This is a genomic window from Aeromonas lacus, assembly GCF_000764665.1.
GTDB classification, from domain to species: domain Bacteria; phylum Pseudomonadota; class Gammaproteobacteria; order Enterobacterales; family Aeromonadaceae; genus Aeromonas; species Aeromonas lacus.
In genome coordinates, this window is record NZ_JRGM01000180.1 from 17,460 (window position 1) to 36,045 (window position 18,586).

At 61.0% G+C, this 18,586-nt stretch carries 8 protein-coding genes and 1 pseudogene; 5 read left to right on the forward strand and 4 right to left on the reverse strand.

From position 1 onward, the window contains the following. The first annotated feature begins 45 nt into the window (after positions 1 to 45). Positions 46 to 1,248 carry an anaerobic glycerol-3-phosphate dehydrogenase subunit GlpC gene (gene glpC / locus LG31_RS0119770; RefSeq protein ID WP_033116119.1) on the forward strand — a complete coding sequence of 401 codons (1,203 nt, stop codon included), beginning with the start codon at positions 46 to 48 and terminating at the stop codon, positions 1,246 to 1,248. A 98-nt stretch (positions 1,249 to 1,346) separates the two neighbouring features. On the opposite strand, the gene LG31_RS0119775 is transcribed toward glpC, so the two are convergent. Further along, positions 1,347 to 12,050, reverse strand: coding sequence for a retention module-containing protein (locus tag LG31_RS0119775; protein WP_033116120.1), 10,704 nt, complete (start codon positions 12,048 to 12,050; stop codon positions 1,347 to 1,349). A gap of 398 nt (positions 12,051 to 12,448) precedes the next feature. Here LG31_RS0119775 and LG31_RS0119780 point away from each other — a divergent pair. Continuing rightward, positions 12,449 to 12,892: pseudogene (locus LG31_RS0119780) on the forward strand (NUDIX hydrolase). 98 nt (positions 12,893 to 12,990) lie between these two features. Here LG31_RS0119780 and phnX read toward each other — a convergent pair. The 3 genes from phnX to phnW are packed head-to-tail and all read right to left on the reverse strand — an operon-like array spanning position 12,991 to position 16,401. Beyond that, positions 12,991 to 13,830, reverse strand: a complete 840-nt coding sequence (gene phnX / locus LG31_RS0119785; protein WP_050513496.1) for a phosphonoacetaldehyde hydrolase — start codon at positions 13,828 to 13,830, stop codon at positions 12,991 to 12,993. Next, positions 13,823 to 15,262, reverse strand: a complete 1,440-nt coding sequence (locus LG31_RS0119790; RefSeq protein WP_033116121.1) for an aspartate aminotransferase family protein — start codon at positions 15,260 to 15,262, stop codon at positions 13,823 to 13,825. Before LG31_RS0119790 ends, phnX begins: the two co-directional genes overlap by 8 nt. Continuing rightward, positions 15,259 to 16,401 (reverse strand): 2-aminoethylphosphonate--pyruvate transaminase, encoded by a 1,143-nt coding sequence (gene phnW, locus LG31_RS0119795; protein WP_033116122.1) that lies wholly within the window; start codon positions 16,399 to 16,401, stop codon positions 15,259 to 15,261. The genes LG31_RS0119790 and phnW overlap by 4 nt, the downstream gene beginning before the upstream one ends. Here phnW and LG31_RS0119800 point away from each other — a divergent pair. From LG31_RS0119800 to LG31_RS0119810, 3 genes are all read left to right on the forward strand, one after another. Then, on the forward strand, positions 16,400 to 16,669 hold the full coding sequence (locus LG31_RS0119800; RefSeq protein ID WP_033116123.1) for a PH domain-containing protein: 270 nt from the start codon (positions 16,400 to 16,402) through the stop codon (positions 16,667 to 16,669). The two genes, phnW and LG31_RS0119800, sit on opposite strands and share 2 nt — an antisense overlap. Next, a complete protein-coding gene (gene phnR, locus LG31_RS0119805) occupies positions 16,666 to 17,373 on the forward strand; it encodes a phosphonate utilization transcriptional regulator PhnR (protein WP_033116124.1) in 708 nt (235 codons plus the stop codon). The genes LG31_RS0119800 and phnR overlap by 4 nt, the downstream gene beginning before the upstream one ends. A gap of 115 nt (positions 17,374 to 17,488) precedes the next feature. Beyond that, positions 17,489 to 18,508 carry a putative 2-aminoethylphosphonate ABC transporter substrate-binding protein gene (locus LG31_RS0119810; RefSeq protein ID WP_084059668.1) on the forward strand — a complete coding sequence of 340 codons (1,020 nt, stop codon included), beginning with the start codon at positions 17,489 to 17,491 and terminating at the stop codon, positions 18,506 to 18,508. Positions 18,509 to 18,586: the final 78 nt, after the last annotated feature.

Consider the following 18,586-nt stretch of genomic DNA (forward strand, 5'->3'; position numbering starts at 1 on the left):
CGTCCCATATCCCGTGCCTTCACACCCTACGGGAGGAGAACTGACATGCTACTGGATCATGCCAATCAAACTTTCGATCAGTGCATCAAATGCACCGTCTGTACCGCCTACTGCCCGGTGGCCAAGGCCAACCCCGCCTACCCCGGCCCCAAGCAGGCGGGCCCGGATGGCGAGCGGCTGCGGATCAAGAGCCCGGAGCTGTTTGACAGCGCCCTCAAGCACTGTACCAACTGCAAGCGCTGCGAAGTGGCCTGCCCGAGCGGGGTGCGCATCGGCGACATCATAGCCAAGGCCAAAGACAAGTACAGTGGCTTCAAACCGGGGATCCGCGAATTCGTGCTCTCCCACACCGATCTGATGGGCAGCATGTCCACCCTGATGGCCCCGGTGGTCAACTTCACCACCGGCCTCAAGCCGATGAAGCTGGTGCTGGACAAGGCGCTGGGGGTCTCCTCCCACCGCGACCTGCCCAAATACTCCCAGGGCACCTTCCGCGGCTGGTACAAGAAGCAGAAAGCGAATCAGGCCCGCTTCGAGCGGCAAATCGCCTACTTCCACGGCTGCTACGTCAACTACAACCACCCGCAGCTCGGCAAGGAGCTGGTGCAGGTGCTCAACGCCATGAACATCGGCGTCCAGCTGCTGGAGCGGGAGAAGTGCTGCGGCGTGCCACTGATTGCCAACGGCTTCATGGACAAGGCCAAGCAGCAGGCTGCCTTCAACATCAAGCAGCTGGAGAACACCCTGCTTGGCAACGAGATGCCGCTGCTGGCCACCTCCTCCACCTGCGGCTTCACCCTGCGCGACGAATATCCCCACCTGCTGGAGCAGGACAACCACAAGGTGCGCGATCGCATCTCGCTGGTAACCCGCTTCCTGTGGAACGAGTTCTACAAGGGCAACAAGCCGGCGATGAAACCACTCAATCTGCACATCGCCTACCACACCCCCTGCCACATGGAGAAGATGGGGGGCGTCATCTATACCCTCGAGCTGCTGCGCGCCATCCCCGGGGTCAAGGTGACCGTGCTGGACTCCCAGTGCTGCGGCATCGCCGGCACCTACGGCTTCAAGTCGGAGAACTACCAGACCAGCCAGACCATCGGCGAAGGACTGTTTGATCAAATCAACCGGCTGGCCCCCGATCTGGTGATCACCGACTGCGAGACCTGCAAATGGCAGATCGAGATGAGCACCAGCTTCCGCTGTGAGCATCCCATCCACCTGCTGGCCCAAGCGCTGGCCTGAATCCCCCGGCCCTTGCGGCCGCATAAAAAACGATCCACGCAGAGATAAACAAAGAGCCGGCAATTGCCGGCTCTTCCTTTTACGTTTCACTCCCGCTATCAGGGATGCTGGATGATCAGACTGTGGTTATCCAGCATGCTCTGCAGGATATCGTGGGACGAAGTACCGCTAAGATTCCAGCTGTTCAGATCCACATCCTTCAGGGTGATCTGCTGAGTCACCTGACCACCGTTGGCCGAGGTCACCGAGAGATTCACATCGCTCAGGCCATTGCTGCCGGTCGTCACCGACGCCGAGAGGTTATTCAGCAGACTTTCGACGCTGGCTCCCGGGCCACCCCGCAACAGGTCGGCCAGATCGATCCGGTCCCCCTGTTCCGGATGGAAGTCGGTGATGGTATCGACTGCGGGCTGCCCCTGACTTCCCTCATCCCCCTTCTGCCAGACAAAGAGATCGCTGCCGGCACCGCCGGTGAGGATATCGTTGCCCTGACCACCAACCAGACGATCATCGCCGGAAGTGCCAAAGAGGATATCGTCATGCTCGGAACCCAACAGCTCATGACCGCTCTGGCTGTGGATAGTCAAGGTATCGAGTGGCGTGCTGATGGTGGAACCGCCGACACTCGACTCGGCGGAGATCCCCAGTACATGATCGCCATCGCTCAGGCCGTTGAAGTAGAGCGGAACCGAGTGATCTGCCGGGATCAGCCAGTCACCGTTGCTCTCCTGCTGTCCAACGGTCAGGCCATGTTCATCCTGCACCAGAGCGTTACCCAATCCGCTGATGCGAATGGATAGCTCACCGGTTGCCGGATTGACCACGCTGGCCTGCAGACTCAGGGGCACCAGCGCCCCCTGCAGAGCATGAATCTCGTGCTGGGTCAGCGTCAGGTTCGGTATGTCCGGCTCGGGCGTGACATTGATGGTCACCTGATCGGTGTCGGTCAGAGAACCGCCCGCACCGCTGTTGCCCTGATCGGAGGTGGTGACGGTCAGGGTATCCTCTCCCCAGAAATCTTTGGCTGGTTCATAGTGCAGGCTGCTTGCCAGCAACTGGTTGAGATCGGCCAGCGACCCCACCAGGGTGATCTCGCTGGTACCCGCCCCCTGCACCATCACGGCGCCGGTTGCGCCCAGCAGGCTCAGCACACCATGCTCGACCCGCAGCACCATGGAGACAGGCGCGCTGCCAGCATCCACATCCTTCACGCTGATGCCGGCAAGGGAGAGCGAACCATCCTCTTTCACCGTCATGCTGCCCGGCAGCTGATTGACCGGCGCATCATTGACCGGCAGCACCTCGATGGGCACCACATCGGTGTCGCTGAGGGCTCCGCCGCTACCGGTATTGCCAAGATCATTGGTCACCATGGTGAGCTGATCCTGGCCATTGAAGTCCTGTGCCCCCTGATAGGTGACCCCGCCCGCCAGCAGCGCATTGATGGCGGCAAGCGAGCCGCTCAGCACCAGCGAACCCGTGCCACTGCCAGTCACGGTCACACCGCTGCCGGCCGCCAGGGTCAAGGTGCCGTGACCCACCGAGAGGCGTACCTCGATGGGGCTGTTACCCGCATCCACATCTTTGACCTGCAAGCCATCAATGCGGTAAGGCATATCCTCTTCGGCCACCAGCGGCGCGGTGGGCAGAATGTTTTCGGGCGCGTCGTTGACCGCCTCTATAGTGACATCGATGCTGCCCTTCACCTCGGGCCCCAGCGCGCCGTTGTCCAGACTCTGGGCGATCACCTCGAGTTTCAGGGTACCGTTAACGTCGTTGGTCACCAGCACCAGATCCGCCAGGTTGCCACCCACAGTGGTCACCTGCCAATCACCGTTTGGCAATCTGACTACCTGACCGGCCACTCCGTCCGGCAGCTCAATGGATGCCCCCTCCGGCACGTTGCGGATGGTCACCCGCACCTGCTCGGCGCCATTTTCATGTACATTGCTCGCGCTCCCGCCGGTGGCGTGGGTGTCGCGGGTCTCCAGCCCCAGATTGAGCAGGATCCTGTCGCCCTCTACCCCGTTGGCGTTGGGCACCAGATCGCTGATAAGCGCATCCCCCACCGGATTGACGGTCACGGTGAAGCTGCCGCTGGTTTCAAGGGGAATCGTGAGTCCCTTATCGAGGGTAAAGGCGCTGAGTGACAGATCCACGTTGCCGCTGAAATCGGCCGGCGGGATCAGAGTCAGCTTGGCAAAATCGGTGCCTACCGGGATCTGCCAGACACCGCCGCCATTGTTGACGGCAGGGGCCGAGAGGGTAAAACCATCCGGTACCCCCTTGATCTGCAACGCCACTATCTTCTCGGAACCGTCGTTATCGATGAGAGCGGCACCAAAGCCAGCCAGACTGATGGCACCATCTTCGTTGCCCGATACATCGTGCAGCGTGAGCGCAGCCGGATCGTTGACCGGTCTCACCTCAAAACCGACCTGCCCGCTCCAGCTGCCGCTGTCGGTCACCTGCTGACCACCGACCAACGCGGTATCGACGATATCGACCTTGATGTCGAGCGGTACCTGACCGCTGAAGTGCTCTTTGGGCACAAACACCAAGTCCTTGAGGGCCGCCACATCGTTGACCACCAAGGTGTTGACCGGCTTGCCGCTGCTATCGAGGAAGTAACCATATTTCGCATCCACCGTGATGGTGACCCGCTCAACGGTTTCGAGACCGCCGCCCGCGATGGAGGGGCTGATATCGGCCAGTTTCACCGAGAGATCGAGGTGGATCTCGCTATCTTCCAGATTGTCCGGCTGCCCGTCATGGTTGGTGTCCAGCACGGTCAGCGTCAGTTCCGGATGCTCGCCACGACCGCCATTCACATCAACCACGGGGGCCACATCGACCCGTACCGTGCTGCTGTCGACCTTGATGTCGCCACTGGCAGTATCCGTGTTGACCACCTTCACCTCGATATTGAGCGAGCCGGCAAAGTCTTGCGGCAAGCCGAGGGTCAGCCCCTCCAGCCCCGCCAGTGACGGCGGCACCTTGATCACATACTCACCGGTCGAGATGTTGTACTCGGCCCCGCTGATGGTGACGCCCGCCGGCAACCCCTTGAGGACTATGGTCACCTCGTCGCTGGCCTGATCGGCGGCGCCGATATGGATCACACCTTTGAGCTGCTGACCAAAGTCAACCCGGATATCCTCCTTGCCCACCAGCACCGCGTTGTCGTCGATATCGACGGTCGCCGCAGCTTCCTTGTTGGTCGTCGGCGTCGCCTCGAAGGTCGCCTCCGTGTTCAGACTCACCTTGACATGGGCACTGGCATCGCCATCGTCACCCCGGTCGATCACCATGGCATCGATGCGGATCGGTTGAACCTTGCCGACAAACCCGTCCGGCGCATGCAGCTTGAAGCTGCCGAGGTTGCCCGCCGGTACGATCCAGCTGCCGTTACCGTTGTTGATACCGCCAATCACCACAAACTGATCGCCTGCGCCACCGTTCAACACAGGCAGGTTAATCACCAGATAGTCGATCTCCTCCACGCTGGAGGGATCGAGGTCGGTAAAGAGGAAACGCCCTGCCAGATCGATATCGGCACCGCCCTGCCCCACGAGTGCGCCGTCGGTCTGGGTCAGCACGCCATCAGGCTCCACTACCGCCTGAATATCGACATGCAGATTGCCATCGATCACCTTCTCGGCCACAGCCCCCGAATCCACATCATGCTGGGTCACGGTGACGTGGCTCTGGATAGTTGTATCCAGATCGCTATCCTCCGGCGCCTTCACTAGCAGCTGGCCCCCGTTAAGCAAGCTGTCGAGCTGGGCGGCCGTCAGGGTGACCTTGCCACCCACCACGGTCAGCTGGCTCTCCACGCCGCCGACTCGCAGCCAGATCTGGTAGCCAGCCTCCACCCCGGAGAGACTCAGCGCCGTGACCTTTTCGGCACCGTCAGTGAGGGTCGGATGCCAGTCCAGCACGGTGAACTGATCTTCCAGGCCGTGGCTGGTCTTGCTGTAGTCGGTGGCATCGATCTCCGGCTCCACCTTGATATGCAGCGGCACCTCGAAGCTCTTGCTGTCGCCGTCGTTCTCGGTGACCACCACCTTGGCGACAAGATGCAGATCCGCCGTGCTGTTGTGGGGTGGCTGGATAAGCAGATTGCCAAAATCGGAGACATTGACCTGATAGGTCGGTCTGCCGCTGGCATCGAGTCCGGCAAAAGTGAGGGTCAGCTCCTTGCCGCTGGCATCAAAAACCTTTGCCCCTTCCGGTAGCCCTTGCAGCACCACGTTGAGGCTCTCCGAGGTGTCGTGCGGGGTATCGACCCACTCGCCCGAGGTGAGGGTAAAGTTGAGCGGCGCCCGCCCATCTTCACCCACTGTGATGGCATAACCTGTCCCTTCGGCCTCCCAGCCGGTATTGCCAAGCTCGAAGTGAGGCTGATCCACCACCCCCACCAGATCCACATGAATGGTCTGGGAGCCGGTCTCCTTCTCGTTCACCACGGTATGGGTCTGGCCATTGGCATCGGTCAGGGTGGCACTGTCCTTCACTACCCCTTTGATGGTCAGATCGAAATCAACGTTGCTGTTTTTGGGCGGCAGCAGCTTGAGCTCATTGATACGCTCAAAGGGCACTTCGTAATACCCGGCAGCATTCTGGCTGACGGCAACGCCTCCCAGCAGCAGCGTCGCCCCGGCGGGCAGGCCGCTGATGCGCACAAAGAGCTGCTCGGAGCCATCGGTAGTGTCACCCAGATGGGCCAGGCCAATCTTGCTGCCCAGATCGAGCAAGGTATCCTCTTTGCCCTGAATATCGCGCACGGTGAGTTTGGCCTCATCCGCCTGCGGATTGACGTTGATCACCAGCTCAATCTTGTCTCCCTGCGCCGTACCCTGACCCGGAGCGATCGGGTTCTGCTCCGTGCTGATCGGGGTCACCGAGAGCTTGATGTCACCGCTGAAATCCTTGGCCGGGACGACGGTTACCTTGTTGATGTCGCCACCAGCTACCGTATAGAGGCCGTTTGCCCCCGGGGTCAGCACCTTGCCGTTAAGGGTCAGACTCCCCTGACCCGCCTCCCACTTGATCTGGTAGCTCAGGGTCTCGGAGCCATCCGTATCGGTAAGGCCCGCCTTCACATTCAGAGCGATGCCGCTGCTGTCCTCACTGGTGGTGTAGTGCTGGTGCGTGCTGCCCACATCCCACAGGGGTTTGTCGGCAATACCTTGCACAGTGATGTCCAGATTGCCGGTGAGCACCGGGGGCTTGCTCCCCTCGGTGACGCCCACCTGCAACTGCACCGGGAAGCGCAGCGGATTGCCTCCGTTGTTGTAGCTCGAGTAGTCGTGGTTAGGCACGAAGGTGACGCCGGTGAGCTGGAACTTGTCGTTGGTGTTGGCCACCGCCACCATGGCCGCAGGCGGCACCTCATACCAGGTCTTGCCACCCTGGGTGATGGTGGTCAGCGCGACACCGTTGAAATAGAAGGTCCCCTGGGCATTGGCAGGTGCCTGGATAAGCAGCTGCTCCACATGTTCGCCCCGATCGAAATCCCCCACATCCAGGTTCATGGTGATGGGGATCCCCTGACCCGGATCGGTTGCACCGGCATCCTCCAGACCGGTGACCTCGCTCACGCTGAGCATGCCATCCTCGTCCCGGATGGTCAGGGTCAGAACCCCATCATCGGTATCCCCGTCACCGTCCACCAGGTGGAACTCAATCTGCTGTACCAGGGTGCTGTTGCTGTGATCGATACCCGACTTGGCAGTGAAGCTGTAGTTACCCTCGGCATTGATAACCAGAGTGCCGATGACTTGTCCTGTGCCATCTGTTACCGAGATGGTGGTATTGCCCGTTGCGGCGATGGGGTGCTCGGTGCCATTGATGGTGACCGATTTCACTACCGCATCGTCCGCCCCCTCACTGGCGGTGGCCAGCAGATCGCCGGTCACTTTCGCTCCTTCATTCAGGGTCTTGTTCGCATCCACGGCCACGGGCACATCATCCTGCACGCTCACATGACCAATCACTTCGGCACTGAGGTCTCCGTCACTGTCCCGTGCCTGTAACGGCAGCTGGATATCCAGCAGATCCTTGCCCTGAGCACTGTGATCCAGATTGCCGATAAGCTCGAAGGTGTAGCGACCGGAGACATCCAAAGTCAGCTTGAAGATGAGCTTGCCTGCGCTGTCCTTGCCAAGATACACACCGGGCTGGCTATCGGCGCCAATGGTGACGACCTTCCCCCCTGACTTGAGGGTGTTGAGGGCGTTGAAGCGAGCCACATCCAGTTGCAGCGAAGCCACCCGGTCACTCCCGGCGGCGATCGTCACCTGGCCGATGGCAACCTCTCCCGAGCCTGACGGGCTAGAGCCGCCATGCTGGCCATTGCCCCCGTTGAGATCCGACTCCTTGACGGTGACCCCCTCGATAGAGGTGATCACGGGATTGTCAGCATCGGTGATTACGGCGGTGGTACTGCCAGTCGTCACACTGCCGTCGCTGTCGGTCACCTTGATTGGCAAGGTCAGGTTGAGTTTGTCATCCGCCCCGTGATCCAGGTTGGTATGCACCGTCACCTGATAACCTATCTCCGCGCTAGTGTGAGCGGCAATGCTGGCTGGCACAGTGGGGATGGACACCGTCATCACCACCAGACCAGAGCTGGTCACTGCCTGGAAGGTGTGACCATCCGTGCCAACCGCTTTCCAAGTCAAGGCCTCGCCATTGTGGGTAATGGGTTTGCCGCTGGCATCAATGACCTGACCGAAGAGCGTCAGTCGCACATCGGTCACCGGATCCGAGTCAGCCTTGATGGTGATCTTGCCGCTCGCCTGCTGGTCATCAGTGGTCGAGTTAGCTCCATCGAAACGCCCTTCGCTTAAGGTGACGCCCGTCAGGGTGAGGGTCGGTTTATTCCCTTCCCCAATCTGGATATTAAGGGTTCCGCTGGTGCTGTCGTTGTTGCCGCCCGCTTTGTCGTAGTCGTTGACGATCACCTTGATGGGCAGCTCGGTCACGGCCTGCGCGCCCTGATGGATCCCCTGATAGAGAGTTACCTGATAGTCAAAACCGTTCTTGCCCGCCTGATCGAGCGTGCCAACCAGCCGCACCTCAAACACCTCGACTCGCTGGCCATCGACCATCACATAGCCCTTGAGTAGCTGGCTGCCTGGGATCAGCGGGTCACCATCCACCAGCTGGTACTGCAGCGGCTGACCGAGTGCGGTGAGTGCCGGTTGCTGGCTGCCATCGGCAAAGGCCACCTCGACCACCCGATCCGACCCGGCTTGCACATCGAAGTGACCGGTTTGACTCAGGCTGTTGCTGCCGGTGAGGTTCCCCTCATCCAGAGACACGCCTTTGCCCGGGATAAAGCTCGGCGCCTTGCCATCCGCGATGGTGAGCGGCAGCGTGGTACCGATGCGATCGCCATCCTTGTCGGCCATGGTGACCGCCAGCGGCAGATTGAGGGATTCGCTGCCCTTATGATCCAACTCGCCGCTCAAGGTGACCTTGGCGGTGACGCTCCAGTTACCCTGGTTGTCGACCAAGCTCAGCTCGGCGCGCAGGATCTCGCGACCATCTGCCGTGGTGCCCACCAGCTGGCCGTTGGCATCGAGGGAAAAACTGATCGGGCTGCCATGGCTGGTGAGCCCGGTCAGGGTGCTCTGGATGGTGGCGATATCAAAACCGAGAGATGCGGGATCAAGCCCATCGCTGCCGTGGGTCACCGTGAAACTCATGTTGCTGACCGCAGCGGCCTCCCCTTGCGCCATCTCGGTGATGGCAGTGCCGCTGACGGCAGAGATAGTCGGGTTGGCGCCATCACCTACCGCCACGGTAATAGTAGAGGAGACCTTGTCGCCATCGCTGTCGAGCAGGGTAAAGCCCGCCTTGAGCAGGCTGTCGGCACTGCCCTGATCCAGCGGCTGATGGAGGGTAAAGCTGTACTTGCCATCGTTGCCGAGGGTCAGCTCAAACACCAGTTTGCCATCGGGGGTACGCCCCTCGATAAGGTGGTCAGCCACCGTGATGGTCACGGCCTGCTTGCCCGAGGTGAACCCTTGCAGCCCCGGCTGGTTGGCATCGAAGGTGATGCTGGCCAGCGGATCGCTGCCTGCGGTGATAGTCAGATCACCGTTAAGAGTCTGGCCCTGCTGCCAGTTGCTATCTTCGGTGAGAGTGAGGGAGACAGGATTAACCTGCGGCAAGGCACCATCGGTAATGGTGATATTGAGGGTGCCGAGGTTGCTCTTGTCCCCGTCAAAATCTGAACCCTGTACCTTCAGGCCAAGGTTGAGGCTGTTGGTCGCCACCGGTTCGTCAAACACGCCGGTCAGGGAGACGCTGTATTTGCCATCCAGCCCGATGGCGACGGTAAGGATCGTATTGCCCTGCCAATCCTTGACGATCAGCTGGTTGCCCTGCACCTCATAACTGGTGGGCTGCCCCTGGCTGGTGAGCCCCGCCAACGCTGGTTGGCTCGCCTCAAAGGTGAGAGAGACCAGACGATCGCTTCCCACCGTTACCGGCAGTTGACCATCAATGCTCTGGTTGCCACCCTCCTGCAGCGAAACGCCTTTGTCGAGACCAAGCGAAGGATCACTGCCATCGTTGATGGTCAGGGTCAGGTCGGCACTGGTGGTGTCGCCATCGATCTCTTTGACACTCACCTGCAACCCCAACGAGAGGCTGTCGCTACCCTGATGATCGAGCGGGCCGATGAGGGTGATCACCACCCGACCGCCCACATCGCTCCCCTGCTGTTCGGCCAGCAGTTGGGCACGCAATACCTCTACCCGCTGACCATTACCATCGAGGTAGTAGCCCAGCAGGGTACGATCATCGGTAAATTCGAAGGTAAGCGGATGGCCATCGCTGGCAAGACCCGAGCCGTTGAGGGTAGCCAGGGTGCCACTCTGATTGCTGAACACCAGCGAATCCACCAGCAAAGGATCGGCAGTGTGCTTGACCACAAAGCTGCTCTCCCCGACTACGGCGGCACCGTTGGTAAAGGCATCTTCGGTCAGGGTAATGGGCGGGAGATCAAAGTCAAAGCTGGGCGGATTGCTGTCCACCAGATTGATCACCAGCGGTGCCTTGACCAGATCACCGTCGCTGTCGCGGTATTCGAGGTTGAACGGCAGACGCAGGGTATCCTGGCTGTGATCCAGACTCTGACTCCAGACAATGCGATAGCTGCCGTCATTGTTGAGGGTCAGGGTGAAGACTGTCGCCCCACCGGCACTGGCTGTCAGGGTCTGCCCATTAATGGCGTAGCCAAGCGGCACGCCATGGCTGACGAGCCCCAGCCCCTCCAATGCACTCTGGTCAGCGGCGAAGGTGACCTGCAGATTGCCATCGATGCCAGCACCGGTATTGAGGCTGCCGGTCGCCGTAACAGGGCCATTGACCAGCCCGCTTTCAGATAGCGTGAGCGTCTCGCTCTGGCCGATCAGCGGCGCACCGTCCAAGGCCGAATTACCCGCCAGATCGGTGACACTGGCACGCACTTCGAAAGATTGCGTGATGCCGGAGAGATCAAGACCTGATACCTGCCAGCGGCCATCTGCGCCCACCACTGCGGAGGTGGTCAGCAGGATCTGTCCATCGCTGCCAAGCAGGGTGATGGTCACCTTCTGTCCCGGCTCGACGTTGGCGGTGGTACCGCTCAGGGTGGCATTGTCACTGCCAAAAAGTTCCACCGCATAGAGATCATCGATATCGATAGCGGCCTGGGTATCGACCTCAATAGTGAGGGTATCGCTGGCGCGGTTGCCGGCAATATCCACCGAGTCGACCCTGAAATCATAAGCTCCGTCTGCCAGCGTATCGGGCAGCTGATATTGCCAGTTGCCATTGCCATCGACGGTCAGCACGGCGAGCACGCTGCCACCAAGGGAGAGGGTGACTGTGGCACCGGGCTCCCCCTTGCCCTGCAGCAGCGGGGTATTGTCGCGGGTCAGATCATCGCTCTGGCTGGCGCCGGTGTCGCTCTCATCGGCGAGATCCAGGGTAATAGTGGTGATGGTATCGAGCAGGGTCTGGCCCAGATCACTGGCTCGGTTGCCAGCAGCATCCTGGGTATCGGCCTGAATGGTGAGGGGGCCATCCACCAGTTTTCCGGTGACGTCGCCAAAATTGGCCTCCCAGACCAGACCAGGCAGCACCACCGTGGTGACGGTAAGTCGGTTGCCCGCCTGGTCAATCAGGGTCACGGTGACCGGCTGACCGACCTCCACATCGAGCACGGTACCGCGGATGATGACGCCAGCAGCTTCGTCAGCGTTGATGATGTTGTCGCGGGTCTGCGGCTCTGTGATGGTGATGGCAGCAAAGAAGTCGCGCTCTTCAGCAAACAACAGCTCATCACCCACAGGTTGCACGGCATAATCGGTATCAAACCCGGCCTCGGCCAGGGTGGCGTCATTGGTGCGATCGACCACCACAAAACCACCGGAGCTGGAACCAGCAACGCCACCGATATTGCCGGCAGCCGGCGCCGCATTGCCTGCGGCGGTCTCGGCAAAGAGTTTGGTCGGGTCAACCCCCTGGCGAATGGCCTCCTGCAGGGAAGCCAGCTCCTGATCAGGCTGCGCCTCACTGCCATCGGCCGGAACAGGATTGGCCGGTTCAGGTTGTTGTCCGGTTGGCTGCGCATCGGCATCAGCCAGTGCAAACTGCCCCCCCTGCGCGGCTTGCAGCCGATCGCCGGGATGGAGCTCCATCCCCACGGTTGCTCGTACGACAGCTCCATCTGCACTGATGACAAACACGGAGCCCTCTATGCGGGTCACCACCGTGGACTTTTCAATTTGCAACTCAGCCATACAACCTCCGGCACTACCTGATTAAAAATATTTTTATCAGCACATCGCCCTGCTTAACGATTATACAGAAACCAAGATAATCAGTCTTTTCTCTATTTTCGATAAAAGACGCCACAAACCGACCATTTCATATAATAAAAGTCATGTTTTAACGTCTTCTGATACGACAAATAATGACATCTATTCGCCACATACCTTATAAAGAAAGGCTTCGAAGAAATTACCGTCTCTTTTGAACCCCATTTTCATAAATCAGAATCCAAAAGCAAAATTTGCGACAGTTCCCGGGGCTGCCTGCACCAGTCGAAAAAGGCCGGCACTGACCGGAAAATCACTTGTCACTCTTGCTTGGCCACCAAACAATGCAGCTCTCTTTGGCTAACCTCTGGAGTCTCATCATGCTCCCCATTCGCTGCAAGGCCGTCTCTGGCGTTGCCCTTGCCACTATCGATGGCGAAACAAAATTACTGTGATGACACGGGTCAAGGGGGGGCTTCTGGTGTCATGTGGCGGGCACGGTGGAGGCGGGTGAAACCGGCGGGCAGACCATTATTCGGGAGTTTGGCGAAGAGACGGGGATCAGGGTCACCGAGCTCTACAATGGTCAGTATCTGGAGCAGTTCTACGAGGCGAGCCTGAATACGATAGAGGAGGTACCGGTCTTTGTTGTCTATTGCCCGCCCAATCAGGCGGTGATCCTCAACGACGAGCACACCGACTATCGCTGGAACTCCCTGACCGAGGCCAAGGCGCTGGTGAGTTTCCCCGGCCAGAATGACCATATCTGGCACTATTTTGTCGACAACACCCCTTCCCCTCTGATGCGGGTCGATATCCGCTGACCGCGCACAACTTCCCCCTGTAAATGCAACACGCCCCCAAATGGGGGCGTATTGTATCTAAAGCCAGCCAAGCGCTTTTGTTAGATCAAGCCGATGGCCTACGGCCGCTCGCCAGCCGCCAGACGGCGGTTGATATCGGCGATGACCGGGGCAATATCGGCCAGGGTGTCGATGACGTAGTGCGCCCCCGCCGCCCGCAGTTTGGCCTCGGCAGGTGCGCGCCGGGCAGCGATCTCCGCTTCGCTCATGGCGGCAAACTCGTCCCAGGTGGCACCAAATTCGTTGCCGGAAACCAACAACCCCACCGTCCACATGCCCGCGTTCAACCCTTCGCTGATACCCGGCACGGCGTCATCCACCTTGATGCAGCGATGCACCGCACTCACTCCCAGCTCAATTACGTTGGCCAGCGCCATCCAGGGGCCGGGGCGACCGCCTGCCTTGAGGTCATCGGTGGCGACCCAGTGATCCGGGCGATAGCCGTGATCGGCCGCAGCAGGTACCAGCGCCTCCATCACCGGACGGGGGTAACCTGAGCAGGAGCCGATCCGCAGCCCCTGCCCCCGCAGTGCATCCAGCACCGGCAGCACACCGGGGATGGGATCGGCGAAGCGGGTCACCGCGGCAATCTGCAGCGGCATAAAGGTGTGATAGAGGTGATCCACCTCGGCGTGGCTCATGGGGTGACCGAAGCGGGCCTGCCAACGCGCATCCACCGAGGGCAGACGGCCCAGCGCGGCGATATGATCCCACTTGCCCAGCCCCATGGGCTGGCGTGCTTCATCCAGCGTAACGGTAAAGTCATAAGCGCGGGCGAAGGCCTCGACGAAGATGGAGGTGGGGGCGAAGGAGCCAAAGTCGACCACTGTACCGGCCCAGTCGAGGATCAGCGCCTCTACGTTGGTGGTCGGGTGAATAGCGATCTGCAAGTCAGTCATGGTGATGTTCCTGTTCCGGTGAAAGTGCGATCTCGCCGAGGGCGCGATCGAGAATGGTGATGGCACGCACCAGATCGGCGCGGGCGATGTTGAGCGGCGGCGAGAGCTGGATGACATTGCCCTGGGAGACCTTGAAGCTGAGCCCCAGCTCCAGACAGCGATAGAGCAACCGCTCGGCGGCCTGGCTATTGCTGGTGCGACTCTGGTGATCGACCACCAGATCGAGCGCCCAGAGCAAACCGATACCGCGCACCTGCCCGATCAGCGGGTGACGCTCGGCAAGCGCCGCGAGCTCGCGCGCCATAAAGCGGCCATCCTCCCGCACCTTGGCCAGCAGCCCCTCTTCACGGATGGTACTGATGGTGGCGAGGGCCGCCGCGCAGCCAATGGGGCTCTTCTCGTGGGTGTAGTGACCGAGCGAGATGGCCGCAGCCTGATTAAAACGGTCGCGGGTGATCAGTGCCGCAAACGGCACCACCCCGCCCCCCAACCCCTTGCCCAGGCAGATGATGTCGGGCTCGATGCCAAACGCCTCGAAGCTGAACCAGTGACCGGTGCGGCCCAGCGCATTGGGGATCTCGTCGACGATCAACAGCACCTTGTGGCGATCGCAGATCTCCCGCACCCGCTGCCAGTAGGCTTTTGAAGGCACCTGCACGTCGGTGTTGCGGATGGGCTCGGCGATAAAGGCGCCGATTCCTCCCTCCTTCTCGATGACGTACTCGAGATAATCGGCGTAGTGCAGGTCATCCCCCTCCCCGCGATACCAGACACCGCGATAACGGGTGGGGGGTGGAATGCGCTCCACCCCGGCCATCAAGGGGCCCATGCCTGCACGAAAACAGGCCTCGCCACCGACCGAAATGGCATCAAGGGAGGCGCCGTGAAAGGCATCCCACAGGGACACCACCTTGCTGTTGCCGGTAATAAAGCGGGCGAGCTTCAGGGCAATCCCCACCACCTCGCTGCCGCCAGGGGCAAACAGCACCCGGTTGAGATCGCCGGGGGCCAGTTCGGCCAGAGTGCGGGCGCAGTCGATGGCGACCTGATGGGTGTAGCGGCGGGGCGCGAACGGCAGATCGGCGAGCTGCTGCTGCACCGCGGCCACCACCCTGGGGTGGCTGTGGCCCAGCTGATGGACGCTGTTGCCGTGAAAATCGAGGTACTGTTTGCCCGATACGCTGGTCAGCCAGCTCCCCTGGGCGCTCTCAAGCAGATCGAGACAAGGAGTGGAGAGCGCCTGATGGAGAAAGTAGCGGCTATCCTCCGCCAATCCGGCCTGTACATCTTCGCTCTGACCAGCCCACCAGCGTGCCCGCCCCTCGCCGAGGTTGATATCCCCTTCGCTGTCAGCGCGGCCGCTGCCGTGCAGCTTATCGTCACGCAGCTCGCGACCGTGAAGTTCGCGCCCCTGAACCGCCATGCTGGTCATCGCGCGTCCCCTTGCCAGTAGCAGGCGCAGGCCATGGCGGCGAGCAGATCGCGCACTCGCCCTGGGGTCACGTCACCGATATTGCCGATACGGAAGCAGTCGGCTTGGGAGACCTTGCCCGGATAGATAACAAAGCCCTGCGCCTTGAGCCGCTGGTAAAAATCGGCGAAGCGGTAGTCAGGGTGGGCCGGAGAGTAGAAGGCGGTGATGATGGGAGATTGCCATTGTTCTGGCAGCAGCGGCGCAAAGCCGAGCTCAGCCATCCCCGCCACCAGGGTGCGCTGATTCTCGTTGTAGCGCTGATATCGGGCGGCAATGCCCCCCTCTTCATCCAGCTCGCGCAGGGCCTGGGCAAAGGCGAGCACTGTGTGGGTAGGCGAGGTAAAGCGCCACTTTCCCCCCTGCTGCTCCATGGTCTGCCACTGGGCGTGCAGGTCGAGGGAGACCGAGCGGGCACGACCGGCGCAGGCCGTGAGCGCCACGCGGCGAGCGATGACGAAACCAAAGCCCGGCACCCCCTGAATGCACTTGTTGGCAGAGCTGATGAGAAACTCGATGCCAAGGCGGCCCATGTCGATGGGGATGCCGCCAAAGCTGCTCATGGCATCGACGATCAGGCGGATGCCGCGGCGCTGGCAGAGCTCAGCCACTTCCTCAAGGGGGTTGAGCATGCCGGTGGTGGTCTCGCAGTGCACCATGGCCAGATAGGTGATCTCGGGGTGGCGCGCCAGCATCGCCTCGATGGCAACAGGTTCGGGGCGGGTTGTCTCGCCGCAGTCGAGCTCATGGTGACGCAGGCCAAGGCAGCGGGCCATCTCCCCCATGCGGGCACCGTAGGCACCGTTGTTGATGATCAGCAGGCACTCATCGACGCCTATCGCCGAGCCCAGCACACTCTCCACCACATAGCTGCCGCTCCCCTGCAGCAGCACGGCGCTGTAGTCGCTTTGATATTCCGGGCCAGTGGCCAGCCGCACCAGCTCGCGGCGAATGGGCTCCACCACGCCCTGGTTGTAGTCCGCATCCCAGGTGCAGCTGTCTTGCAGCATGGCGGCACGCACAGTCGCGGTGGTCGAGAGGGGGCCCGGGGTCAGCAGCAGGTAATCGACGGCGGCGGGGGCCGCAGGAATATGGGTCATGACTTCGCTCCTTTTGGTATATACCAGAATGAGCGCATTGTGGGTAACTGCCCCGCCAAGGTCAAAGGGGTGGGGCTACGTGCAACAAAAAATTCATTTTCAGCGCCGGGATCGCGATAATCTAGGAAGCCTGAACAACGGGGGCAGCACTGGTATCTACCAACGTATGTTGATGTCGCCGTTTAACGACCGAGCAGATGACCTGCCCTGTGCCCAGCCCATTGCCCAACTCATTGCCAACTCATTGCACAATCAGGGATTTTCATGAGCAAACCGCAATATCTGCAGATCAAGGATGCCCTCGCCAACCAGATCCTGGCGGGGGGTCTGGCCCCCAACGACAAGCTCCCCTCCGAGCGCCTGCTGGGGGAACTCTATGGCACCACCCGGGTTACCATTCGCGAGGCACTGGTGCAGCTGGAGGCGAACGGCCTTATCTATCGGGAGGATCGCCGCGGCTGGTTCGTCACACCGCCGCGCTTTCGCTTGAACCCCAGACGCACCTCCAACTTTCACCAGATAGTGCGGGAGCAAGGGGGTGAGCCGCGCACCGAGTTGCTGGAGAAAAGCCGCCAGGCGGTGCCGCCCGAGCTGATGGCGCAGCTGCAGCTCAAGCCGTTCGACAGCCTGTTTCTGCTCAAGCGGCTGCGCTACGCCAACGGGCGTGCCATCTGCTACTGCGAGAACCACTGCCTGCCAGCGCGGGTACCCGGCCTGCTGGAGCTGGATCTCAACGGCAGCCTGACCGAGATCTATCAGGCCCATTACGATCTCCACTACGCCCGCATGCAGGTGCGCTTCTTCCCGACCGCCCTGCCGGACGAGGTGGCCAAGGCGCTGGGAGCAACCGCCGGTCTGCCCGCCCTGCGCCTCGAGCGGCTCAACTTCGATCAGCACGGCCGGGTGCTCGACTTCGATCTGGAGTACTGGCGCCACGACAGTCTGGAGATCGAAGTGGATACCCAGGATTAGGGCACATCAGGAACGGCAAAACGTCACGGGGCTGTCACGGTCACGTCATAAAGATCCCCTAGCCTCTCTCTCGACCAATCTGGTTTATACCAAGCCAACTTATATGGAGAAGAGGATGAAACAGGGAACCCATCTGCTGGCCGCCGCCGTGCTGGCTGCCACGACAGCCCCGGCACTGGCCGCGACCGATCTCACCGTCTACACCGCCTTCGAACCGGAGCAGCTCAACGAGCTGAAAACCGCGTTCGAGCGCCAGCATCCGGACATCAACATCAAGTGGGTGCGTGACTCCACCGGCGTGGTCACCGCCCGCTTGCTGGCAGAAAAAGCGCAGCCCAAGGCGGATGTGGTGTGGGGACTGGCCGCCACCAGCCTGATGCAGCTCGATCAGCAGCAGATGCTCAATGCCTATGCACCGAAAGGGCTGGATAAGCTCGACAGCCGCTTTCACGACAGCAAGGCCGAGCCGCACTGGATCGGTCTGGACGCCTTCTTCAGCGCCATCTGCTTCAACAAGGTAGAGGCGGAAAAGCAGGGGATACCGGCGCCGACCAGCTGGGCCGACCTCACCAAGCCCATCTACAAGGGCAAGGTGATCATGCCCAACCCCAGCTCCTCCGGCACCGGTTACCTGAGCGTTGCGGGCTGGCTGCAGACCATGGGCGAGCAGCAGGGCTGGCAATTCATGAACGGCCTGCACCAGAACATCGACCGTTACACCCACTCGGGCTCCGCCCCCTGCAAGCTGGCCGCCAGCGGTGAAACGGTGATCGGTATCTCCTTCGACTTCCCGGCTACCAGCCTCAAAGCCAAGGGTGCCCCCATCGAGGTGGTGTTCCCGAAAGAGGGTTCGGGCTGGGATATGGAAGCCGCCGCCATCATCAAGGGCACCCCCAAGCTGGAAGCCGCCAAACAGCTGCTCGACTTTGCCGCCACCGAACAGGCCAACGCCCTCTACAACAAGTCGTTCGCCGTGGTCGCCATCCCCGATGTGGCCCAACCGAGAGCGGGCTATCCGGCGGATATCAAGGGCCAGATGATCGACAACAACTTTGGCTGGGCAGCCCGCGAGCGTAACGCCATCCTGGCCCAGTGGAGCGCCAGCTTCGATGGCAAGACCGAAGCCAAGCAGTAAGCGTGGAGGGCGGCGGTTTGTTCACGCCAGACACACCGCAGCCAATAAACTGCCAGTCGAAGGCCAACAGGTGTTGGC

What these genes read in the sequence shown, in the direction of transcription:
- glpC (WP_033116119.1), top strand. Translation starts at nt 46, where the DNA reads ATGCTACTGGATCATGCCAATCAAACTTTCGATCAGTGCATCAAATGC.
- LG31_RS0119775 (WP_033116120.1), bottom strand. Translation starts at nt 12,050, where the DNA reads ATGGCTGAGTTGCAAATTGAAAAGTCCACGGTGGTGACCCGCATAGAG.
- phnX (WP_050513496.1), bottom strand. Translation starts at nt 13,830, where the DNA reads ATGACTGACTTGCAGATCGCTATTCACCCGACCACCAACGTAGAGGCG.
- LG31_RS0119790 (WP_033116121.1), bottom strand. Translation starts at nt 15,262, where the DNA reads ATGACCAGCATGGCGGTTCAGGGGCGCGAACTTCACGGTCGCGAGCTG.
- LG31_RS0119800 (WP_033116123.1), top strand. Translation starts at nt 16,400, where the DNA reads ATGACTTCGCTCCTTTTGGTATATACCAGAATGAGCGCATTGTGGGTA.
- phnW (WP_033116122.1), bottom strand. Translation starts at nt 16,401, where the DNA reads ATGACCCATATTCCTGCGGCCCCCGCCGCCGTCGATTACCTGCTGCTG.
- phnR (WP_033116124.1), top strand. Translation starts at nt 16,666, where the DNA reads ATGAGCAAACCGCAATATCTGCAGATCAAGGATGCCCTCGCCAACCAG.
- LG31_RS0119810 (WP_084059668.1), top strand. Translation starts at nt 17,489, where the DNA reads ATGAAACAGGGAACCCATCTGCTGGCCGCCGCCGTGCTGGCTGCCACG.